We start from the raw sequence: 21786 nt of genomic DNA, 5'->3' as shown, positions 1-21786 counted from the left end.
GGGCGACTGTCGCAACGGGCTCTTGGGCAGGTGGCGCTCCATCGCCAACTCGCCAACATTGCCAGGTCGCCCAACTTAGAAATTTAGGAAATCATCCCATGGCAGAATCGATCGGTATAACGAAGCTAGATTCCTTGTCCGGTACGATGGCGCGCGGCACCGGAACCGATGCACTCGTATCGCGAGGGGAAAATCTTCACGACGGGAGCTTTGCCGATGCACTGCGACAAAGCCAATCCGAGAGTCCAGCTCCGGCATTTCCATCCGCATCGGGTGAGATTGAGCTGGGAGGAATGGGGGAAAAGCAGGGAGAAGATTTGAAAGAAGCGTTTCAAAATTTCGTGGGACAGACGCTGTTTTCCCAAATGATCTCTTCGCTCCGGTCGTCCCAGGAAGGCTCCGCATACTTCAACGGAGGGCGAGCCGAGAAGATTTTCCAGGGGCAGCTCGATCAGATCTTGAGCGAAGAAATGACCAAGGCGAGTGCCTCCCAGCTATCTGAACCGATGTACGAGTTGTTTCAATTGCAGCGATCCAAATAGCAACAGGGTGGGATGCCAACTTGGACGCCTCCATCGGCTTGACGCCTGTCTATACTCCCGACGTCTGCTTCATTCCGTAGATGCCAGGCCCCGTTTGGCTCAGATTCCGGATTCACAACGGTTGTGCATCGGCGTTGGGCTCGTTTGATCCCTTCCCAGACTCCCTGACATGCTCAATCGATCGAACGCACTCCAGGAGATCCTGGCCTCGCTTCCTCCCCATCTTTTGGAACGAGCTCGGTGGTACAGCTTAGGCCGTGAATCAGACGATGGGAGTTTGGACCCAAGATCGTCGTCGACCGCGCCGGTGGTCTATTGGACACACCATGCATTGCGAACCGATGAAAATCCGGCATTGGACGCTGCGCGACATATTGCCATTTCGTTGGATGCACCTCTGCTGGTTTACCAAGGGGTGAGCGAGAACTATCGATTCGCATCGGATCGGCATCATTGGTTCAGTTTACAAGGGGCAGTGGATCTCGCTCAGAAGTATGGCAAACTGGGGATTCGTCACGTGTTGCATGTCGATCGACGTGAATATCGGATTCCGGCACTGAAGCGAATCACTGCCATGGCCAAGATCCTCGTTACGGACGAATTCCCGGGTGAGCCGACAGACGTTTGGTTGGAGCGACTGCGAGGCACATCGGCGACTCCCATTTTGACTGTGGATGCGTCTTGCGTGGTGCCCCTGCAAAAGTTAGGGAGGGCCTACGACCGCGCCTTTGCTTACAAAGACGCCACTCGCAAATGGTACAAGGAACGAGTCGGTGCACCTTGGCCTGGTTGCGATGCCCAGCCCTCGCCATGGGATGGGGAGCTTCCTTTTGTGCCCATCGATCCTCAGTGCATCGATCTAGCAGAACTCGTTTCTCAATGTGAAATCGACCACAGTATCGGGCCCGTCTTCGACACTCCGGGTGGGACAACTGCAGGGTATGCGAGGTGGGAACATTTCTGTCGTACGAAGCTTTCCAAGTATGCAAAACAGAGGAATGACCCAACGTCAGAAGTTGCCAGTCGCATGTCCGCGTATTTGCACTATGGGATGGTTTCTCCGATGCGATTGGCTCGCGAAGCGCATCATAGGAATGCGGAAAAGTATCTTGAAGAGTTGTTGATATGGCGTGAGATGGCTTACGGATATTGTTTCTATCGCGACGATTACAACACGTTGGACACACTTCCGGCTTGGGCGACTCAAACTCTGACGGAGCACGAAGCAGACCGTCGAGACGAATTGTACGCATGGGAGGATCTCGCGCGAGGCAAGACATCGGATCGGCTTTGGAATGCATGCCAGCGCAGTTTGGTCAAACATGGAGAGTTGCATAACAACGTACGGATGACGTGGGGCAAAGCGATTCCTCACTGGACCCGAAATGCGGGTGATGCGCTGCGTCAATTGATCGATCTAAACCATCGTTATGCGTTAGACGGTCGGGATCCTGCATCCTATGGTGGAATCCTTTGGTGCCTGGGGCAATTCGATCGCCCATTTCATCCTCCTCAGCCCGTCCTTGGGACCGTCCGCACGAGGCCGACCTCGGAGCATGCCCAGCGGATGGACCTTCCAAAATACGAGTCGCAAATCGATCGATTCCGAATGGGGGCGGTTCCGCGGATTGCGGTAGTCGGGGCTGGGTTAGGTGGATTGATGGCCGCGAGGATTCTGAGCGACCATGGTTGGGATGTTACCGTCTTTGATAAATCACGAGGGGCGGGAGGCAGGGCTTCGACGCGACGTCTGGAGCAGATGTTGCAGTTCGATCACGGCGCCCAGTACTTCACCTGCAAAGACTCCCGCGTTGCCAAGTACGTTTGCAGTTGGATCGAAATGGGACTGGCTGGAGTATGGACAGGTCGGATCGTCGAGTGGCGAGATGGCGCGATCGCAGCAGAAAAATCCAATGCCCACCGAATGGTATGGATTCCAGGTATGAATGCGATGGGCAAGCACTTGTCGAAGGATCTGAAGGTCCAATACCAACGGCGCGTCGATCGCATCGACGGGGAACCGGGAGCCTATCGTTTGGCGGGTCAAATAAGTTTGGCAATGATCGAAGAGGAGCGGTTTGAGAGCGAGACGTTTGATTCGGTGCTTTTGAACTGCCCTGCCCATCAGACCTTGCAGCTCGTGCCGAGCCATCTAGATTCCGCAAAGAAACTGCAACAGGCGAACCACCGGCCCTGCTGGACCTTGATGGTCGCCTTTGGAACCAAGTGGGGGCTTCCATTTGATGGCGCCTTTGTCAAAGAGTCCCCTATCGCTTGGATCGCTCGCGATTCGAGCAAGCCGAACCGTCCGAGCGAGCTGGATTGCTGGGTCCTTCAAACCAGCAGTGACTGGGCGGCTGAGCATCTTGCACTCGATCGAGATACTGTCTGCGAAGTGTTGATGCAGGAATTATATCGATTGTTCCCCATCACGCCGCCAGAGCCGTTCTTCCGCCAAGCCCACCGATGGCTCTACGCCGCAGTTGAACAGGGAATCAGCGATACACCTTGCTTTTGGGATTCGCAACATCGTATTGGTGCGTGCGGGGATTGGTTTCAAACCCCCAATATTGAAGGAGCGCTTTTATCCGGAATGGCGCTCGCGGGGCGTGTGATGGGCACGGTCGCTACCGACATTTTCGCTTCTTCATCATCCCCGTCATTGCAAATCGATGCACCGCAGCAACTAGAGCTGTTTTGAATCGAATGAATCGATCTCCGAGCGACCCTTATGTGCTAAGCGGTCAGAAGGGTCACGGGTAAAGAGTCATCGGCGACATTTCGTCAGACGCCTCGATCTTATGGAGAAAGAAGCGACGATCGGTTGTTTGGATGCCGATCCAGCCGGAGCGGTTCAGCCAATGAACGCTTGCTGTCTCTGGGCGCAAGTCCTGCAATTCCTTCTTTTGCAACGCGAAGTTGGTTTTCTTTTTGGGGGTACCCTTGTCGTCCTTTTCCGGCTCCTCGACTACCGATTTTGTGGGAGCCGCGGACATCAATTTTGAGGCGTTGAGCCAGAGAATGCGATCGTTTGCGACAGCGATGGACTGCAGTTTGGGAGGCAGGTCGCTCCGCTTGGTGAGTACTCGTCCTGAATCGTCGTTGGACCATAGTCGGAGCGAGCCCGTTTCGTCCCTCGTGATCGGGCCGAGGGAGCTGAAACCGACTCCGCAAACACTCCGCTCATGTCCTCCTAACGCCACCTTGAGTTCTCCGGACGCATATTCCGATACGCGCGCCGTGCGATCTCTCGACCCGCTCATCCATCGCGAACCATCGGTATTCCACTCCAACGCGAGAACTTGGTCTGCGTGCGCCAATTCTTCTTTAACAATCTCTTGGGTGTCGACAGCGACAATCGCGACTTGACCGGTCATCGAGCCGATCGCCAACGCACGGTTGGAGGGAGAAAACCGAAGGGCAGGTGGAAGGTCCGAAGCGGTCCACACGCGAATCGCATGTTTCGGATTCTCCAAGTCGATGAGATGAACCGTGCCGGAGATGCCAGGTTGGCCCGAGGAGACCGCGAGCCAACGTTCGTCGGTGGACAAGTCGATCGCAGCGAACCGTTTCTCAAAGCCCGACCAGCGGGCTTCCAGGTTTCCGTCGCTGGTGTTCCAAACCAGCAGTTCCCCCCAACCGGCGACATAGAGTTTTTTTCGGTTCTCGCTGAAAACACCGAGGAAGGGAGGTGTTCGATTGCCATAGGTCGAATGTTGGGGAGGGGCGGAATCGAGGGTGAGCAGCCTGTCGGGGGATGCGCGTTCGATCAATCGTTGGTCTTTGGCGAGGCGCCAGGCCGGGGAACCATCGATCCATTGGCGGAGAATAGATTGTTCCTCAGCCGAGAGAGGTTCCCCTTCGCTGGGCATTCGAATCGAGCTATCTTCGGAGGAGACTCTTTTCCAAAGTTCACTTCTTTCCGCCGAACCGTCGACGATCGGCGCCGCTTCGGAATCCCCTGGTCGATAGAGAGTATGCCCGTTGTGCAGGCTGTACCCTCCTTCGGACGAGTCTTCGTTGTGGCACGCAAAACATTTCGATTGCAAGATACGTGCTGCGCGCTGTTCGATTTCGTTGGGTGCTTGAGCTTCTCCCAACGAAGGACATGCCATCGCGAGTATACCGACAAGGTACGCGGTAGTTCGCGAGAGGGGGAGAAAACAGCGAGCGAGGCAGGAGAAGCTTGGCATGGAAATGGGAGGAAGGGGAGGATTTGAGTTACGGCGTTCGAGGGCGTGCAACAAATTGGATCAGGACGCTACCCAGGATCGCTCCGCCGAGAAGAAACACGGTGAAGCCTAAAGGAGATTGGGACCAGCTCCAATTATCCGTCAATGTTGTACCGAAGATCGAGCCGAGGGTCGCAAAGGGGAAGAAGATGGCGGCGAGCATGTTGAAGCGGTGGGAGGCGACCATCATCTGGTGCGTCGCGGCAGCTTGCTCGTCCGCGCGGCGGATGATGGCTACGTCCATCGAGTTCTTAGCGTCCTCGTAGAGCAACTCCGCTTGCCTCGCAAGATCGTAGGCACGGTCGCGGTAATCGATCAGAGCCCTAACGTTAGGAAAGGCCTTGCGGGCCTCCTCGAGTGTGGCGAGTAGATTCTTCGTGGTCCGCATCAAGGGCGCTAGGCCATCCAGGATGGGAAGGTAATCGTCGGCCTTCCGAGCGATCGCTTCTTCGTGTTCGTAATGATCGAGCTTCTTCGAGAATCGATCCAAGTGCATTTGCAGGGCGGCTTTGCCCGGGTCGCCATTGCTCGCTCGCCATTCGCCTGAGGGGTCTAGCCAGAAGAGAATTCCTTTTCGCGTCGTCTCATCCGCTTCGGGAACATGGTGCGCGACAATGAGGAGGTGGGAGTCGGTAAACATGGCCCGTTGTCGTCCGACCGATGTACCGAGCCGGGATCGGAATTCCTCGGGCAAGGAATTCCAGTTGGGGGGGATCAAGGGTGAATGCTGCATAGTGTGCTCACGAAAGCGACTCGCGCACGACAGCGAGGGGACTAGAACCTCAAGACCTGAGGTGCGCCTTTGCGGATATCAGGCTTCATTTTAACTCCCCTAGGGCGCGCGATGTGGGATTCCGTTATGGGAGATCGGATATACTTCGCAGCATCGCGTTAGGTTGCGAACATGCTGCGGGACGATGAATATTCCACTTACCCCACTTTAGAAGATCGATGCGAACCAGACGATTAGGCCAATCGGATTTAGAGATTTCACCCATTGGGGTTGGAGCTTGGGCGATGGGAGGGGCGGGTTGGTCCTTTTCGTGGAGCCAGCAGGACGATAGCGATTCGATTCGTGCGATCCATGCGGCGTTGGATGCGGGGGTGAATTGGATTGATACCGCCGCTGTTTACGGGTTGGGGCATTCTGAAGAAGTCGTTGCTGAAGCGATCCGTTCTTGGGGGGGAGCCAAACCTTACGTATTCACCAAATGCGAGAGGGCCTGGGACGAAAATCGTCAGATTGTCAAATCGCTAGAGCCGACCTCCATTCGCCGCGAATGCGAGGCGAGTTTGCGACGATTGGATGTCGATGTGATCGATTTGTATCAGATTCATTGGCCTGAACCGGAATCGGATATCGAGCAAGGCTGGGAGACGCTGGTGGCTCTCCAAAAGGAGGGGAAGGTGCGATGGATCGGTGTTTCGAACTTCAACGTGGAGCAGATGGAACGGATTGCTCCGATCGGACCCATTACCTCTCTCCAACCCCCCTACTCCTTGGTCCGGCCGGAGGTGGAAAAGGAGATTCTTCCCTACACGCAGGAGCATGGCATCGGCGTGATTGCTTATTCGCCTATGGGATCGGGCATGTTGACCGGTGCAATGACTCGCCAGCGCATTGAGAACCTTCCTGAAGACGATTGGCGCCGTCGCAGTGCATTTTTTCAAGAGCCGCTCCTCACCAAGAATTTGGAATTGGAAGAACGCGTGACAGCGCTGGCGACGAAGCTTGGAAAGCATCCCGGTGTGATCGCGATCGCTTACGTGCTCAGTCATCCTGCCGTGACGGGTGCTATTGTGGGAATGCGAAACGAGCAGCAGGTTTGCGAACTGGTCGATGCGCTTTCATTCGAGCTTGGAGAAGATGATCGGGCCGCGTTAGCCCGGCCGTAAACCGACGGTGGGGGCATAAGGCAACTCGATGGTGTAGAATACTCGCAGGTCTACTCTCCGGAGCGAGAGAGATCGGACCCCATCGATTTTCCTCCCAATATTCCCTCCCAACAAGGTTTCTTTGACGTGCAACGATTGAGATTTGCTGCGCTGCTTTTGGCAGCTGCGACCGCTGCGACTTCGAACGGCCAAGACTTCATTCCGCGAAAGCAATCGGCTCCTCCCGGGCCGCCCAAGTCTCCTGTCGAAGCGATCGCCGCAATGCAGGTTCCAGAGGGATTCCATGTGGAGTTGGTCGCTTCTGAGCCGGCGATTATGAATCCGGTCGCGATGGCGTTCGACGATCGCGGGCGCATCTACGTCACGGAGAGCTTTGAGTATCCGCGTCGTGAACCAGGACCTGGACGGGACCGCATCAAGATCTTGGAGGATCGAGATGGGGATGGGGTCGCAGAGACGGTGAAGGTCTTTGCCGAAGGACTGAATATCCCATCGGGGATCGCGGTCGGGCATGGTGGAGTTTGGGTCGCCAATGCACCCGATATTCTCTTTTTAGAGGATACCGATGGAGATGATGTCGCCGACAAACAGACAGTGGTGGTGACAGGCTTTGGGAGGGATGATACCCACGAACTTCCTAATGCGCTCACTTGGGGACCCGACGGATGCCTTTATGGACTGAACGGAGTGTTCAACCCATCGCGCGTTGTTCAAGGGGACAAGACGTTTGAGTTCACCTGCGCGATGTTTCGCATCGATCCGAAGACCCGTCAGTTCGATTTGTTTTGCGAAGGTACCAGCAATCCTTGGGGGATCGCCTTCGATTCCGAAGGGAGTGCCTTTATTAGCGCCTGTGTCATCGATCACTTGTGGCATCTCACCGAAAGCGCTTACTACCTTCGGCAGGGAGGACCCTATCCACCGCACACGTTCTATGCGGATTCGATTGTCAAACACAAGCATCAAATGGCAGCCTACTGCGGAATCGAATTCTTGGACACCGATGCGTATCCCGCGTCCTTCAACAACAAACTCTACATGGGGAACATCCATGGTGGCTGTTTAAACAGTGATTCGATCGAGCGATCTGGAGCGACATATAAAGGTAAGGGGGAACCCGATTTTCTGACAGCGAACGACGTTTGGTTCATGCCGGTGGCGCAGAAGGTGGGGCCTGACGGATGTTTGTATGTGCTCGACTGGTATGACCGCTATCACTGCTATCAAGATGCGAATGCCGATCCGAAAGGAGTGGATCGGGGGCATGGCCGTCTTTATCGCATTGTGCATCAATCGCGACGGAAGCCCCGCGTGGAAGACTTTGACAAGCTTAGCGATGCTCAGTTGGTCGCCCTGTTGGCTGATCCCAACATTTTCAATCGGCAGCGAGCCCAATTGAAGCTGCAAGAGCGAAGCGTTGCGATAAGCTCCGAGACGTCGAACGCACTGCAACAAAACATTTTCGATGCGAAGCTGTCGATGAAGACCCGGCTTCATTCCCTTTGGGCGTTGGTCGGTTCAACCCGCATTTCGGAGACGTTGGCAACGCGGCTCGTGCAAGCCAACGAGCCCGAATTGAGAGCTTGGGGGGTCCGAACGGTTGGTCGGCAAAAGATCGACTCACCCAGTGTGAGGCAGTCGCTAGAAAAGTTGGCCGCGGATCCGGATTCCCGCGTTCGTGTGGAGGTCGCGATCGCCAGTCCCAAGATGGCGCGCGCCCAGGGAGAGTCTGCCTGGAATGTGTCGCAGCAGATGAAGGTATTGTCCCATAGCGACCCCGATCCGATCCTGAGCAGGGTAGTTTGGCAAAACATGCTGCCTGATTTGGTTCGTGAACAGGACACAATCTTGGCGACTATGAAGAAATCCACCGCGAATCGCGAGTGGAATGGGCTCGTTCCTCGCTTCGCTTCCCTGCTCCTGTCTCAGTCCAACAATCGATTGGAGGATGAGCGCAGTCGGCGTCATGTCGAGAATGTGTTGGCAGCCGCGAGTTTGGTTGCGAACGAGGATCCAGAGGCTGGGGCACGTGTTATCAGCTCATTGTTGGATCGGGTGCGCAGTGGCGAGTTATCCGTCACCGCGACCAAGGCGATCTTGCAAAAGTGGGTTTCGGAAAATGCTTCGAATCCCCAGTATGGCGTCCCGGATGGCAAGGCATGGAAGAGCTGGAATGGCTGGCAAAACGCTTTGTTTCAAGTTCGATTGATTTTGGGCGATGAGAATGTCATGAGGCTGGCGAAGGAGCTCGTGGTGCATCCGGATGTTCGGCCCGATCTCAAGAAACAGATTGTTCAAGTCTCCGCGTCGCTCGATGACAAAATTTTGTTGGCTGCGACGGAGAAGCTTCTTACGGATCTGGAGTCCCAACGCGAAGTCGATAGCGGTTTGCGCGACACGCTATTGGATCTGGGGTTACGAAGGCTTTCGGTGGAACAGATCCAGAGTTTGGTCGCTCGCTTGCCGAAAATGAAGGGGGCGATTCAGTCGGGGATCGCCGAGAGGCTTTGTCAGCGTTCCGAATCGGCCGAGGTGTTTTTGGCGTCGGTCCAATCGGGAGCGATTCGAAAAGAGTTGTTGAGCCCAAATCGGATCCGACTATTAGCAGGCAGCAATCAAGAGTCCATCAAGAAGCTTGTCGGTCAGATTTGGGGAAGTGTCAGCACGGAGTCATCGAAAGAGCGCGAGGCGGTGATCCAGCGTGTTGGCAATGCGCTCCGGTGGGACGCGAGAGGGAACGCCGACAGGGGGTGGTTGGTCTATGATCGCATCTGCGGCCAATGCCACGTCATGCATGGACGGGGAAACGAGGTAGGACCGAACATTACATCGAATGGACGCGGTTCCTATGAGCAGCTGCTGGTGAGTGTGTTCAATCCGAGTTTGGTGATCGGCGATGCGTACAAGAGCGTGACCATCCGGACCAAGGATGACGAGATCATCACCGGTCTGCTCATCGAGAGAACCGAGAAGCGGGTCATTGTCAAAGTGCAGGGAGGGAAAGAGCAAACCATCGCGACCGAGGAGATCGATGAGTTCAAGCAGGATTCCAAGTCGCTGATGCCCGAGGGGTTGGAAAACCAGATGACACCCCAAGAGTTGGCCGATTTGTTCGCGCTTCTCACATTGGAGCAGAAACCAGACTCGAAAGAGAATGCGAAGATTCAGGGGACTCCCGAGAATCTGCATTCGAACGCTCGATAATCCCGCTATGGCGCGCGATCGAAAGCAGCCGTCGATCGAAACATTGATCGACGGCTACAACTTGATGTTTCAAAGCATCGGCTATCCCGATCCGCGTCGAGGTAGCGGTGCGTTGCGAGAAGCGAGGCAATACTGTTTAGAGTACATTGCGATAAGAATGTCCGACCGCGAGCGGCAGAGGACTTGGATTGTTTTTGATTCGCAAGTCGACCTCGATCTGCCCAAAGAGACTCACTATCGCGGCATGAGGGTTACTTTTTCACGAGATCACTCCAGTGCGGACGAGTTGATCGTGCAAGCGATCCGTGCCCATCCAACTCCCAAAAAACTAACCGTCGTTTCGTCCGATCATCAGATTCAGCGAGCGGCGAAAAGCCGAGGTGCCATCGCCATGGAGAGCGAGGATTGGGTCTCGTTTGAACTGGGTCCTCCGATGTCGGATCCCGTCCCATCCGATTCCAACGTGGGAAATCGAACGAAACCTGGGCGGGGCGAGGAGTTGGCGGAAGGTCCTTTGTCCCATGCGAAATCAAGGGAGGGTGATTTTTCCATCGAGCCCAGCGAATTGCGGGAGTGGCTTGATCGGTTTGGGTATTCGCAGTCCGACGGTTCCCAATCGTCATAATTCGCACATTCGGATCGCTCTGAGTGGTGGGGGGATTGCGAGAGGTTGGAATTTTGTCCTGTTTCCCAAAGAGTTTGCCAAAGCGCGTCTCTGCGACTTATTCTGAAAGGTGACTCGTAACGGGAGATAGAACGAATGAAATTGGGTAACCTTCGAAGAATCGCGCTCGGGTTGGCAGGACTCTTATTGATTCCATCAAGTTGCTTGGCGCAAGAGGACACCAAGGAGCGAGGCGAGGGCGTTTCCAAGCCGCGAGCTTCGGCGAAGCCTGTGTCCAAAAAGCCGTCCGCGGAAGTCGTAGTGGGGCGCGTTTTGGAAGCGACCAACGGCATCCAGCTTTATGCTCCACGGACGATGGAGATGAGGTTCGGGATGAGCTTTGAGTCCAACGAGAATTTCGCAACCAATATCCAGGCCACAATTCCTTTTCCCATGGATTGGCCGGAGCAGAAGATCACGGTTTTGAGCCATGAGATCCCAGACCAAATGCTTTGGGACTTCCGAGATTTGCCAGCCGGTGCACGGCAGTTGGTCATGCGCATGAACTCGCTCGGGCCCAACGCCCAAATCAACTTGATCGTCAATGTTCAGGTGGAAAAGTCCTTTATCAATGCACCTGCCGATACATCGATCTTTCGTATTCCGAAGACGATTCATAAAGAGTTGCGTTGGTATATGGAGTCGAGCCCGTATATCGAAATCAATTTGCCTGACATCAAAAAAGCGGCGAAGAAAATCGCCGACTCGAAGCCCGAGAATGCTTGGAAGCATGTCGAGATGATTTATGACTGGGTTCGAGAGACAATCGAATATCGCAACGGACCAGTGCGCAACATTCGGGATGCGCTCAAAGACAAGCAGGGAGATTGCGAGGAGATGACCGGCATCTTTGTCGCGCTCTGCCGAGCGAGCGACATTCCTGCTCGGTGCGTTTGGATTCCAGAGCACTGCTATCCCGAGTTTTATCTAGAAGATGACGAAGGCGTCGGACATTGGTTTCCGTGCCAAGCTGCGGGTGAAAAGCAGTTTGGTCAAATGCACGACTACCGCCCCATCCTGCAGAAGGGGGACCGATTCAAGGTTCCCGAGGAGCAGGGCTGGCAGCGTTATGTTTCGCATTTCTTTTCGTGCCGTCAGCGGCCGTTGGGGGCAGGTGGACGGGACATGTTTGTCGAGCCCATTCTCGATCTTGGACCGTTGCAGCAGGAACTGGACGCTCTTCGGCAGGATGCGGCTCGCGGAGGCGAGGCGGCACCGCAAAATTGAGGCTGAACGGGGAGTGCTCCCTTTTTCGTAACTCCAATTCTTTCGCGTATCTGAACCGGGCCGATGCGCGTTAGAATAGAACCGGTCCCTGCGACCCCTTCCCTCCTCATTCCTCGCAAGCAGATTCAATCCGATGCAAAGACTGAATGCCAACCGACGAGAATTTCTTTCGACTTCCACTTCCGCTGCGTTCGCCGCAGGACTAGCGACGGGAGGATTCTTTTCCGAGACCGCCCGCGCCAGTTCGAACCGAAAGTTGGGAGTGGCGCTGGTCGGTTTGGGAAACCTGAGTACCAATCAGATTGCCCCAGCCTTGGCGAAAACCAAGCACTGCGAGCTGGCTGCCATCGTGACCGGCACCCCGGCAAAGGAAAAGGCTTGGAGCGAAAAGTATGGAGTGAAACAGGATCATATTTATAACTACGAACGGTTCGACAAAATTGCATCGGACGATTCCGTCGATCTCGTTTACGTGGTGTTGCCCAACAGCATGCACCACGAGTTTACCATTCGAGCGGCCAAAGCCGGGAAGCATGTCTTGTGCGAAAAACCGATGGCAAACACCGCGCAGGAATGTCGCGAGATGATCGCCGCGTGCAAGGCCGCGGATCGATTGTTGGCGATCGGTTATCGTTGTCAATTCGAACCCCATCACCTCAAGATGCTCGAGCTGGTTCGTTCCCAGGCATTCGGCGCGGTTCGCATGATCGAAGCTGGATTTGGGTTCAAGATCGGTGACCCAACGCAATGGCGACTGAAACGCGACTTGGCTGGCGGCGGAGCCTTGATGGATGTCGGCATTTACGCGCTCCAGGCGTGTCGCGGTATCACAGGCGAGGAGCCGATTTCTATCACCGCGCAAGAATCCAAAACCGATGCGACGAAATTTGCAGAAGTGGACGAATCGATCACCTGGTTGATGCAGTTCGCGTCGGGGTCTCAAGCCTATTGCAGCACCAGTTACAACTTCAATGGACTCAATCGCGTCCAAGCCTTTGGCAGCGATGGTTTTGTGAAATTGGATCCGGCTTTTAGTTACACAGGGATCCGGATGGAAACCTCGAAAGAGAGAGTCGATCTGGGGCAGGTCGATCAGTTCGCCACGGAAATGGATGACTTCGCTCAGTGCATTTTGGAGCGACGTCCTTCGAAAGTTTCGGGCGAAGAAGGCCTGAAGGATCTGTTGGCCATCGAGGCGATTTATCGATCGATCGATCAACGAAAAACGGTCACCGTGGAAAAAGGTTAGGCCGAACTCGTCTCGAGTTCGATCGGATGGAGACTTCTGGCATGGGTAGTCCTCTTCGCGTGGGTGCTGATGTGTTGAAGCAGAGACCTATGGTTCTCCATATGCATCCCGAAATCCCGAATCGATCGGAACTGGATTCCCGTGTCGTGTTGTATCCCACCATTGCGACACCCCTCGCTGGCGGGGATGTCTGGCGGGTTTGGGTGCAAGGAAGGATTAGCCAGGAAGCGCCTGCTTCCTTTAGCAAGCGGCTCCTGCTCAAAGGATTGGTCCGTGCGCTCGACATTTCAAAAGATGTCGTCGACGGGCAGATTTTCGGTGAACGGGTCGATGGCTTCTTGGCCTGTCCAATTTCGGGTGTGCGTGTCCAACTCGCTCTCGGCGGTCAGCATTACGTGCTGAGGCGAAAATCGAAGGGGAGCGGTTTGTTCAATTGCAAACTGGATCTCCCCGCACGCCAACTCTCGGGCCTGCGCAGCTACGGAGATTCGTTTCCTTCATCAAGTTATGAACAACTCGATGCGCCCATACCCTCGCCGTTGATGGAAGCGTCGAATGCGTTGAAGGGATGCCCCATTTTTTTGGCGGAAGATCAAGGAGTGAGCGTCGTCACGGATATCGATGATACGATCAAAATGACGGAAGTGAATTATCGAAGACGGATGCTGCAACGAACTTTTGCCGAACCCTTTGAATCGATCGAGGGCATGGCGGAGACCTACCATCGTTGGTTTGAGCAGGGGGCGTTGTTCCATTACGTCAGCAGCAGCCCTTGGCAGATCTATCGTCCTATTTCACAGTTCCTTTCCCAGTCGGGATTCCCCCAAGGGAGCATGCACTTGAAGTGGTTCCGTTTGCGAGACGAGATCTTCAAGCGATGGCAAATTATCCGTCGCAAAAGCAAAGGAGGGGTGATTAGGAGCTTGCTCAAACGGATGCCCAATCGCACTTTCATTTTCGTCGGGGATAGCGGCGAGCGAGACCCCGAGATCTACGCGAAGTTGGCAGCCAAATTTCCAAAACAAGTCGCTCGGATTTGTATTCGACAGATCGAAGCCAATCCTCTCGATGGGAAACGTCTCGAAGGGATTTATCGACGGCATGGATTAACGGTCCCGATTCAAGTCTTTGCCCACGCTCGTCAGCTCGGCGACCTGCTTTCTTAAAGACATTGCTGTCTGGAAGTTGTCGTTGCTATGGTCCCGCCGCTGTCTTGAATGCGCCGTTGTCTTGGATGCAGATACGGAGGGATCGATTGGCTACTCGCTAAAGAGAGCTGCCATCGCGTCGCGAAGCGACTGGGTGTCGCTTGCCAAAAACCAGAATGCTACGAGGAATAACAAGCTGCTCAGGGTGACATACAATGGGCCTTGAACCGCCGACTCCATGTGTTCGTGACGCACGGCCCGGCTAAGGTCTTGCTCGAGTCGGACCCATTCCAGCAGATTCTGCTTCGCCCCGATCGCTTGCAGTGCAGCGACATCGCGGGCTCCCGCGTCGAGGAGCAGAGCGTGGATGCCTATCGACTCCATACGGATCGCGTCGCCTTGGAAGGAGAAGGGGACTTCCCGATCGGTAAGTCCCTTTTCCAAAAGCTTCCGAAGGCGTTCCTGACGCATCCCATACACGACCACTCCAGGTGGGACATGGAAGACAATCAGCAGGAGAACTAGAAAGTAGAGCGAGAGTAGGATCAACCAAACCCAATTTCCAACGAGCGAGTAGGCCGCTCTCGGAAAAAAGAGTTCGATCGGTCCGACTGCGATCATGCCGGCCATCCCCATCCCGAGGAGGAGCAAATCAAACGATCTGCTCAAAACAGTGGGGTGCTTTCGCCATCGCAGCATCCCCATCACGGACAGGTACGCGCCGAGGGGGAGAAGCGCGAAGGAGAGACGAATGGGATCAAGCATGACCAGGTTTGTTGGCGAGCGCTTGTCTCGCCGCATGCAAAACTCGCGCCTGGGTGTCGGCAAACTCGGCTTCGATAAACGCACCTGCTGCGGCGCGATGCCCACCCCCGCCGAACTGACGAGCCAGTTCATTGCAGTCGACATGGCATCGCGAGCGGAAGCTCACCTTGAATCCACCTTTGAGCTGCTCGATCAAGATGATCGCGACCTTCGTTCCCTCGATCGCTAAAGTCAGATTGATCGCATCCTCGGTATCGCTGGCGAGCGCTCCCGATTCGACAAAGTCTTCTTTTCGGACGTGCGTATGGACCAGTTGGCCGTTGCACTCGACTTGCACCCTCGCGAGGATGCGTCCACGCAATCGGACACGTCCGACGGTGTCGCGTTCATACAGATCGCCGTAGATTGACGAGGGGGAAGCACCCGAGTCGACGAGTTTGGCGATAACGCGGTAGGTTTCGCTAGTGGTCGAGTCGAATCGAAACCAACCGGTATCGGTGGCGATCGCGGCATACATCGCGTTTGCCATCGTGCGGGAGATGGGGACCTGGAGATGTTCGGCAAGCTTGGCGACGAGATGACCAGTCGCTTCGGCACTGGTGTCTTTGAAAAACTGCGCCCCGAGATCGTCCTCACCCACATGGTGATCGATGACGACTTTGGAGCCGTTGAATTTCCTTAGAACATCGGCCATCGGGCCGAGCTGTGCCCAAGCGCTCGTGTCGAGGACGATCAAGCAATCCCCTTCGATTTCTTCCTGTGTGATCGTGTCTCCGATAACCAGAATCGACTGCGCTGGATCCATGAAGCACAGGCTGGGCGGGGTTTGGTGACCATTGACAATGGTCACCTCTTTTCCCATGGCCTGGAGAATTCCCGCCATCCCCATTTCGCTGCCGAGCGCGTCGCAATCGGGACGAATATGGCTTGTCAGAATGAAACGCTTGTGCTTATTCAGAATCGCTCGAAGAGAGTCCCAGTCCAAGTTCATGAAGACATTTCTAATGTTTGCAGTAATCGATTCTTTCATCTGGTCGACGATCAAGGACAGTGCGAATTGGGTGCTTGAGGGACCGCGAAAGGCACTGTCAGGATCGGACGCCAGTTTCCGTTGGTGAAGTATAGCGGAACTTCCTGAAGCGTGACGCGAATTGAGGATTGGGGTAGCAGAGAAATGTTTTCCACCCAGTGGGATTGCAACGGGATTGCACTGGGATTGCATCGAGCAGCACTTGGAGAGCAAGAAGAACGTTTCGTACAATGCCGCCATGAGCGATCCGATTTCCAAGACGTGCTTCCAGCCGCATGTGGTCCCCCTGCCAAAAGAATGGGACTCTCTCTACGCGTTCCGACGACTGAGAGGTCTTCCCTACTGCTGCTGGCTCGATTCCGCTTTGGCGGGACCGCCGAGGGGGCGTTTTTCGTTTCTATGCTCGGACCCCATCGACGTTTTGGAGATTCACATCCCCATGGCCGATCCCTTGGTTCGGTTGGAGGGATGGCTTGGACGATATCGAACCGAAACGCAACCGGCCTTGCCACCTTTTCAAGGAGGAGTGGCTGGTTATTTCGGCTACGAATTCGGACGGTGCTTCGAGAAGATTCCCAAAGCGCGGCACGATGAATTTTCTCTCCCGATCGCCGTGCTCGGTTTGTACGACGTCGTATTGGCATGGGATCACCATCTTGGAAAGGGCTGGTTGATCTCCCAAGGGTTTTGCGAGGACGGGGCCGCGAACTGGGAGGAGGGCCGAACGGAGAGAGCGATGGCTCGAGCCCAGTATTTTCTGGAACGGTTGGACTCTTCCGTGTCGGTGTCGGAATCGATGGGGCATTCTGCCGAGCGGAGTTCGGTGCATGCGATGGCCCACGGTCTGACGGCCCCCCAATTTGAGACACGTTTGGGGGGCGGCTGGTTGGGGAACTTTGATAGCCAGGGGTATCGGTCCGCGGTCCAACGTGCGCGCGATTACATCTTCGCTGGCGATATCTTTCAAGTGAACTTGTCGCAGCGTCTTCTCTGTCCCGCCCGTTGCTCCTCTTCCGAGCTCTACGAGAAACTCCGTGTTGTCAACGCGGCACCCTTCGCGGGCTATTTCGATTTCGGTCCAGGACAGATAGTCAGCGCCTCACCCGAACGGTTTATTCGAGTGGAGAGCGACTGGATCGAAACGCGCCCGATCAAAGGAACGAGACGTCGGACCGGCGATTTAACCACCGATGCACTCGTGGCAGAAGAGCTGCGTGTTTCGCCGAAGGACCGATCGGAAAATATCATGATCGTCGACCTGCTTCGAAACGATTTGTCCAAGATCTGTCGAAGAGATTCGATGCGAGTCGATCAGCTTTGTGCCATCGAGGAATACCCGTTTGTGCTGCACATGGTGAGCTCGATTCGAGGTCAAATGAGAAAGGAATCGACGTTGTCGGATTTGTTTTCCGCGATCTTCCCTGGTGGGAGCATTACAGGCGCTCCAAAAGTTCGAGCAATGGAGATTATCGCGGAGTTAGAGCCGACTGTGCGAGGTCCATACTGCGGTTCGATGGGGTATTGCAGCGTGGATGGTGCGATGGACTGGAACATTCTTATTCGCACACTCACGGCATCGCGAGGTTGGTGGCAATTCCAAGTTGGAGGCGGGATCGTCGCCGATAGCAATCCAGCTCAAGAAGAAGAAGAAACGTGGACAAAGGCGGCGGGGCTGATCGCGGCGATCGAATCGACATTCTAAGTCGCTATCGGAACGCGCAAGGCCACGGAAGATCTCCATGGCAGGGGCATCGAAAGGAACTCAGGACTTCGAATCCAGGATCTCGTAACGTCGGGCGAACCGTTGTTTGGCGCGATCTACCAAGTCTTTCGCTGCTTCGAATTCGCTTGAACCCTGTTCGATCGCCTGGAGGGTTTCGTCCAGCTTGTCGATGAAACCAACGATGGCCTCGTCGATACTCAAGATCTCTTTGAGTTTAGGCTCGTCGACGACTTTGGAGGAGAAGAGGGGTGCGTATCCCTCCGAGGCGCTGCGAAGCCTCGATTGCAAGTGCTCGATGGACGTGCGAAGAGATTCGGAGTCTTGGATGCGAGCGAAATTGGCGTCCTTTAAAAACGCCAAGGCTATCCGCTGCAGGATTTGTTTCGATCCCTGCAGGCGGTCGATTAGATAACGGCGGAGGGCCAAGTCATCGTCGCGTCGTTGCTGCTGGGAAGCATAGGATCCGAATCCCGGTATCAGCTTGGACAGTATCTTGGCTTCTGCGGCGTTCATGGCATTAGGCGGCGACGATGTCCCGCATTTTCGGTTCGAGATAAGCGACCGTGGATGCCATGCTGGCGAGATTGCCGTACTCATCCTCGGGAATTTGCACGCGATGGCGCTTTCGAAGCTCCATCACAATATCGAGGAAGTCCATGCTATCGAGTTCCATCTGTTCTCGAAACGATTTATTGTCATCGAGCCCCGACAGATCTTCGTCTGGTGCAATCTCACTCAAAATATCCAAGATCTCGTCACGGATTTCCGCTGGTGTCATGGAAACCTTTTCTCCTCGTGCAATTTCAACGGGGTCTACAAATACAAGCTACTATGTGCCGCCCACCCGCCGAGGGCGCACCATCGATGCAGTGCCAGGGGTATGGGAGGAACTCGGGTTCGAGCTTAAAACCGGCGAACGATCAAAACAGAGTTGATGCCCAACATCCCGAAGGAGTTGTTGAGAATGTAGTCGACTCGACCCAGCTCTTTAGGTTGGTTGAGGACCAAACCGGGGATCGCGCAGGTTTCATCTAGATTGTCCACATTTATGGTGGCGTGGCAAACCCCGTCGCGGAAGGAAGGCAAGTTTCCTGCGAGTTCGAGGGCTCCTGCGGCCCCCATCGTGTGCCCAATAAAGCTCTTGGTGTTGTTGAAATTTACTTTCGTACAATCGCCGAAAACGGCTCGCAGCGCTTGGACTTCTTGTGCATCTCCACTATTGGTGCCGGTTGCGTGGGTGCTCACGATGTCGATGTGGTTAGGTTCGAGTCCTCCGCGGTCGAGAGCCAGCTTGACGCATTGCGCCTGCCGCTCGGGGTTGGGGAGGACAAAATCGGTGGCGTCGGTGTTGATGGCATAGGAGACAATCTCCGCGATGATGTTCGCGGATCGCGCTTTCGCGTCGGAGAGTCTTTCCAGGACAAAGATGCAAGCACCTTCGGAGACGACGATTCCGTTGCGGTCGACGTCAAAGGGGCGCGACGCCTTGGTCGGGTCAGGATGGCTCGCCAACGCCCCTTGCGATTTGAACGAGGCAAAGATGCCGAACGTATGGATGCTTTCCGAGACTCCACCTGCTATGGCGAGATCGCATTCTCCGAGGCGGAGCATTTGGACACCTTGGATGATTCCTGCGTTCCCGGCGGCGCAAGCCGCTCCGATGGTGTAGTGCGGGCCGGTGATTCCCATGTTGAGCGCGATCTCGCCGGCAGGATTGTTGGCCACGGTCCTAGGGTTGTGGTGGTGCGACCAGTAGGTGGTGTCGTAATCGAAACCCTTGATGTTGTAGATTTCGTTTTCCGTTTCGACATTTCCGTGTTCGGTCACTCCGATATAGATCCCAACGCGCGATTTATCGACGTTGCTCCAATCGAGACCGCTGCGGGCGACCGCCTCGGATGCCGCCCAAATTCCGACGGTACCCGCTCGAGTCCCGCGTCGGATGTCTCGTTTGCTTTGGTATTTGGTAGCCTCGAATTCGCAGACGCCGGCAAAGGTGTCCCCCACATAGCGGATGTTGTAGTTCCGAACGCCGCTCTTTCCCTGTAGCAACGCTTCGCGATAGGACTCCAAATCGTTTCCGTTGGGGGAGGTTAGCCCCACCGCGGTCATGACCACTCGCTGGGAGTCGGGTAATTGGCTTGTGCGATCGATGGGTTGCATGCAGATGACAGGAATTAAGAGGCTGAAGGCTGAAAAGGGGCTAGCAAACTACCAGCGGCCCCTGGTTCTTTCAAGGATCACACGCGTTTGAGAATGTAGACGACGTCCTCGGTCTCGCTGTCGATTTCAATCGGTTCGTCGATGTCATACCGGAAATCGTAGGCTTCCTCGATCGTCCATTCCGGGACTTTCTTGATCGTATTGGCGAACTGGCGAAAGGTATAGCTCCGCAACTCCAAACAATCGTCGATTCGCATCGAGCTCGAGGGTCGATAGATGTCGAATCGAATGTTGTAACGCTCCATCCGTTTGGCGCGATCTTTATCGCGCGCCCACATGGCGGTGTTGATGACCAAGTTTCCTTTGCGAGCGCTCCAACGTTCTTCGTCGGTTTGGGGCCCTTTCAGCGGGGTTAAATGAAATCCCAACGCATAGATGCCACCCGGCCTAACGGCTGCCGCCATCGCTTGAAAATGGGCAACCGCTTGCTTTTCAGTGGCCAAATGCCGAAAGGAGTTGATCGTGTTGAACGCGGCGTCATAAGGGCGTTTGACGGTGAAGTCGCACATGTCGGCGACAAAGGCGGTGGGCTTCAAACCGTGGCGCACGAGCCTTTTGTTGCAGTACTCGATGGCTTTTTCGTTGAGATCCAGTCCGGCCGCGTCATACCCCGACTTGGCCATGCGAAACAGAAGTCTCCCGGTGCCGCATGCCGGCTCGAGAACTCTCTTGGTTTTCTTGGACACATGCTTCTCGAAAGCAGCTTCCAAAAACTTAAACTCCGCGCTCCAGTCGCTGGCGAAAATGAGATCGTAGTAGACGGGATAGTTGTAAATGCTGTCAGCAACGGTTTCCATGGAACACTCGATGAATCGGTGGTGGGATCGAGGGGCGGGCTCGATGGGAGACGCATGGTAACACGTCCGATCCGAATATTCCAATGAGTCGAAGCGCTTAGGGGGATTCGTGTCCCCGGGACCGCAGAAGCTAATTTGGTCGTAGCCTTTCCGAGGGCTACTTGCTGAGGTCGATCTTCCCCTTGCTCCATTCCTCTCGACTGGAAGCGATGTCTTTCAGTCGCGAGTATTTGTCGCGAAAGTTGGGTTCGTGAATCGATTCCATGCCGGGGGCACTGCCCCAGAGGATGCGAGGGCCACCCTGGGTTTCAATCTCTAGCAGCCAACGCGTCTTTTCGACCACATGTGCGGGGTGGACATACACGGCGACAATCTTCGCTTGCTCGCGAATCGAGGCCAATAGGGCGCAGAGTTTGGCTGCGTCCTCGACTTTCGGATCCCCGAAAGGTGTTCCCACTCTTCGTTGCATGTCGAGATTCAGATTGCTCGCGAAGATGTGGATATAGTTGAGAACATCTTCCTTCTCAAAGAATCCGACAGTTGGCAACAAGACCCCTTCGCCGTCGATGGGTAACCAACGGGGGCTGGCATTTCCGGTCTCATCGGATGTGTCCGCCGGAAGGTGCACCATCCCAACGGGAATCCTATATTCCACCGATACGACGACTTGCCCTCCCGCGCGAGGCTCGACGCGATGGGTTTTGCGAATGGCGGGGTGGGCGTCAAACGCTCGGGCAATCATGGCGGGTGTCTGGCTATCGAGCATCGACAGCTTTCCAATGCCGCTGTCCGCGTAGACTTGATCGACGATCGAGGACTTCAACCAAGCCGGTTGGTTATTGATGACAATGTTTGCCTTGTCGATTCCGTAGAAGGCAGCGTCGTAGTGCTTGGCACCATAGAACCGCCATCCGAAGTAACCGAGAACCAAAAGCAACGACGGGCCGATCATGCTCAAGATAGCCGATCGTGGAATCGACCGAATCCATTGCAGCAGATGAGCCCAGAAAACGGGTTGCGTGGAGCTTGGTGGGTTGACTTCAGCAGAAGCCATCGGCAGAGTCCATCCTTGAAGTGGAATTTCCC

The 21786-nt window shown here is 55.2% G+C and carries 18 protein-coding genes; 9 read left to right on the top strand and 9 right to left on the bottom strand.

All coding sequences use genetic code 11. The annotated features are described in order from the left end of the window. Nucleotides 1-98: 98 nt before the first annotated feature. Together VN12_RS17350 and VN12_RS17345 are read left to right on the top strand one after the other, a co-directional pair. A complete protein-coding gene (locus VN12_RS17350; RefSeq protein WP_146678021.1) occupies nucleotides 99-542 on the top strand; it encodes a rod-binding protein in 444 nt (147 codons plus the stop codon). Nucleotides 543-711: 169 nt separating this feature from the next. Then, entirely contained in the window at nucleotides 712-3243 is a 2532-nt protein-coding gene (locus tag VN12_RS17345) for an FAD-dependent oxidoreductase (protein ID WP_146678020.1), read from the top strand. A 52-nt stretch (nucleotides 3244-3295) separates the two neighbouring features. Here the strand turns inward: VN12_RS17345 and VN12_RS17340 are convergent, their stop codons facing one another. Together VN12_RS17340 and VN12_RS17335 are read right to left on the bottom strand one after the other, a co-directional pair. After that, nucleotides 3296-4657, bottom strand: a complete 1362-nt coding sequence (locus VN12_RS17340) for a c-type cytochrome domain-containing protein (RefSeq protein WP_168164479.1) — start codon at nucleotides 4655-4657, stop codon at nucleotides 3296-3298. Nucleotides 4658-4763: 106 nt separating this feature from the next. Next, the gene (locus VN12_RS17335; RefSeq protein ID WP_146678018.1) at nucleotides 4764-5507 is read right to left on the bottom strand and encodes a hypothetical protein; all 744 of its coding nucleotides are present in this window, start codon (nucleotides 5505-5507) and stop codon (nucleotides 4764-4766) included. 218 nt (nucleotides 5508-5725) lie between these two features. Between VN12_RS17335 and VN12_RS17330 the strand changes: the two genes are divergently transcribed. From VN12_RS17330 to VN12_RS17305, 6 genes are all read left to right on the top strand, one after another. Then, nucleotides 5726-6670 (top strand): aldo/keto reductase, encoded by a 945-nt coding sequence (locus tag VN12_RS17330; RefSeq protein ID WP_146678017.1) that lies wholly within the window; start codon nucleotides 5726-5728, stop codon nucleotides 6668-6670. Between the two features lie 126 nt (nucleotides 6671-6796). Continuing rightward, nucleotides 6797-9874: a PVC-type heme-binding CxxCH protein gene (locus tag VN12_RS17325; RefSeq protein ID WP_146678016.1), complete on the top strand. Its 3078-nt coding sequence runs from the start codon at nucleotides 6797-6799 to the stop codon at nucleotides 9872-9874. A gap of 7 nt (nucleotides 9875-9881) precedes the next feature. Further along, nucleotides 9882-10499, top strand: coding sequence for an NYN domain-containing protein (locus VN12_RS17320; RefSeq protein WP_168164478.1), 618 nt, complete (start codon nucleotides 9882-9884; stop codon nucleotides 10497-10499). 135 nt (nucleotides 10500-10634) lie between these two features. Beyond that, the gene (locus VN12_RS17315; protein ID WP_146678014.1) at nucleotides 10635-11765 is read left to right on the top strand and encodes a transglutaminase-like domain-containing protein; all 1131 of its coding nucleotides are present in this window, start codon (nucleotides 10635-10637) and stop codon (nucleotides 11763-11765) included. A gap of 133 nt (nucleotides 11766-11898) precedes the next feature. Next, nucleotides 11899-13014 (top strand): Gfo/Idh/MocA family protein, encoded by a 1116-nt coding sequence (locus tag VN12_RS17310; protein WP_146678013.1) that lies wholly within the window; start codon nucleotides 11899-11901, stop codon nucleotides 13012-13014. Nucleotides 13015-13055: 41 nt separating this feature from the next. Beyond that, on the top strand, nucleotides 13056-14180 hold the full coding sequence (locus VN12_RS17305) for an App1 family protein (RefSeq protein ID WP_168164477.1): 1125 nt from the start codon (nucleotides 13056-13058) through the stop codon (nucleotides 14178-14180). A 93-nt stretch (nucleotides 14181-14273) separates the two neighbouring features. Here the strand turns inward: VN12_RS17305 and VN12_RS17300 are convergent, their stop codons facing one another. Both VN12_RS17300 and VN12_RS17295 read right to left on the bottom strand, forming a co-directional pair. Continuing rightward, entirely contained in the window at nucleotides 14274-14927 is a 654-nt protein-coding gene (locus VN12_RS17300; RefSeq protein ID WP_146678011.1) for a hypothetical protein, read from the bottom strand. Then, nucleotides 14920-16197 carry a DHH family phosphoesterase gene (locus VN12_RS17295; RefSeq protein WP_240491181.1) on the bottom strand — a complete coding sequence of 426 codons (1278 nt, stop codon included), beginning with the start codon at nucleotides 16195-16197 and terminating at the stop codon, nucleotides 14920-14922. Before VN12_RS17295 ends, VN12_RS17300 begins: the two co-directional genes overlap by 8 nt. Here VN12_RS17295 and VN12_RS17290 point away from each other — a divergent pair. Further along, nucleotides 16196-17659 (top strand): anthranilate synthase component I family protein, encoded by a 1464-nt coding sequence (locus tag VN12_RS17290; RefSeq protein WP_146679973.1) that lies wholly within the window; start codon nucleotides 16196-16198, stop codon nucleotides 17657-17659. The genes VN12_RS17295 and VN12_RS17290 overlap by 2 nt on opposite strands. A 60-nt stretch (nucleotides 17660-17719) precedes the next feature. On the opposite strand, the gene VN12_RS17285 is transcribed toward VN12_RS17290, so the two are convergent. From VN12_RS17285 to VN12_RS17265, 5 genes are all read right to left on the bottom strand, one after another. Next, nucleotides 17720-18193, bottom strand: a complete 474-nt coding sequence (locus VN12_RS17285) for a hypothetical protein (RefSeq protein ID WP_146678009.1) — start codon at nucleotides 18191-18193, stop codon at nucleotides 17720-17722. Nucleotides 18194-18197: 4 nt separating this feature from the next. Next, nucleotides 18198-18458, bottom strand: a complete 261-nt coding sequence (locus VN12_RS17280; RefSeq protein ID WP_146678008.1) for an acyl carrier protein — start codon at nucleotides 18456-18458, stop codon at nucleotides 18198-18200. Nucleotides 18459-18583: 125 nt separating this feature from the next. Further along, nucleotides 18584-19843 carry a beta-ketoacyl-[acyl-carrier-protein] synthase family protein gene (locus VN12_RS17275; protein ID WP_146678007.1) on the bottom strand — a complete coding sequence of 420 codons (1260 nt, stop codon included), beginning with the start codon at nucleotides 19841-19843 and terminating at the stop codon, nucleotides 18584-18586. Between the two features lie 77 nt (nucleotides 19844-19920). After that, entirely contained in the window at nucleotides 19921-20700 is a 780-nt protein-coding gene (locus VN12_RS17270) for an SAM-dependent methyltransferase (protein ID WP_146678006.1), read from the bottom strand. Nucleotides 20701-20857: 157 nt separating this feature from the next. Next, the gene (locus VN12_RS17265) at nucleotides 20858-21754 is read right to left on the bottom strand and encodes a hypothetical protein (RefSeq protein ID WP_146678005.1); all 897 of its coding nucleotides are present in this window, start codon (nucleotides 21752-21754) and stop codon (nucleotides 20858-20860) included. Nucleotides 21755-21786: the final 32 nt, after the last annotated feature.

The sequence above is a fragment of the Pirellula sp. SH-Sr6A genome (assembly GCF_001610875.1).
Lineage (GTDB): Bacteria > Planctomycetota > Planctomycetia > Pirellulales > Pirellulaceae > JBKCUI01.
The sequence above is the reverse complement of the archived record's forward strand: the minus strand, read 5'-3'. Positions and strand labels throughout refer to the sequence as shown.

Bases quoted from the DNA above. Each gene is read 5' to 3' on its own strand.
- VN12_RS17270 (WP_146678006.1), bottom strand. From the start codon at position 20,700: ATGGAAACCGTTGCTGACAGCATTTACAACTATCCCGTCTACTACGAT.
- VN12_RS17330 (WP_146678017.1), top strand. From the start codon at position 5,726: ATGCGAACCAGACGATTAGGCCAATCGGATTTAGAGATTTCACCCATT.
- VN12_RS17310 (WP_146678013.1), top strand. From the start codon at position 11,899: ATGCAAAGACTGAATGCCAACCGACGAGAATTTCTTTCGACTTCCACT.
- VN12_RS17340 (WP_168164479.1), bottom strand. From the start codon at position 4,657: ATGGCATGTCCTTCGTTGGGAGAAGCTCAAGCACCCAACGAAATCGAA.
- VN12_RS17265 (WP_146678005.1), bottom strand. From the start codon at position 21,754: ATGGCTTCTGCTGAAGTCAACCCACCAAGCTCCACGCAACCCGTTTTC.
- VN12_RS17335 (WP_146678018.1), bottom strand. From the start codon at position 5,507: ATGCAGCATTCACCCTTGATCCCCCCCAACTGGAATTCCTTGCCCGAG.
- VN12_RS17290 (WP_146679973.1), top strand. From the start codon at position 16,196: ATGAGCGATCCGATTTCCAAGACGTGCTTCCAGCCGCATGTGGTCCCC.
- VN12_RS17275 (WP_146678007.1), bottom strand. From the start codon at position 19,843: ATGCAACCCATCGATCGCACAAGCCAATTACCCGACTCCCAGCGAGTG.
- VN12_RS17285 (WP_146678009.1), bottom strand. From the start codon at position 18,193: ATGAACGCCGCAGAAGCCAAGATACTGTCCAAGCTGATACCGGGATTC.
- VN12_RS17295 (WP_240491181.1), bottom strand. From the start codon at position 16,197: ATGGCGGCATTGTACGAAACGTTCTTCTTGCTCTCCAAGTGCTGCTCG.
- VN12_RS17315 (WP_146678014.1), top strand. From the start codon at position 10,635: ATGAAATTGGGTAACCTTCGAAGAATCGCGCTCGGGTTGGCAGGACTC.
- VN12_RS17350 (WP_146678021.1), top strand. From the start codon at position 99: ATGGCAGAATCGATCGGTATAACGAAGCTAGATTCCTTGTCCGGTACG.
- VN12_RS17280 (WP_146678008.1), bottom strand. From the start codon at position 18,458: ATGACACCAGCGGAAATCCGTGACGAGATCTTGGATATTTTGAGTGAG.
- VN12_RS17345 (WP_146678020.1), top strand. From the start codon at position 712: ATGCTCAATCGATCGAACGCACTCCAGGAGATCCTGGCCTCGCTTCCT.
- VN12_RS17320 (WP_168164478.1), top strand. From the start codon at position 9,882: ATGGCGCGCGATCGAAAGCAGCCGTCGATCGAAACATTGATCGACGGC.
- VN12_RS17305 (WP_168164477.1), top strand. From the start codon at position 13,056: ATGGGTAGTCCTCTTCGCGTGGGTGCTGATGTGTTGAAGCAGAGACCT.
- VN12_RS17300 (WP_146678011.1), bottom strand. From the start codon at position 14,927: ATGCTTGATCCCATTCGTCTCTCCTTCGCGCTTCTCCCCCTCGGCGCG.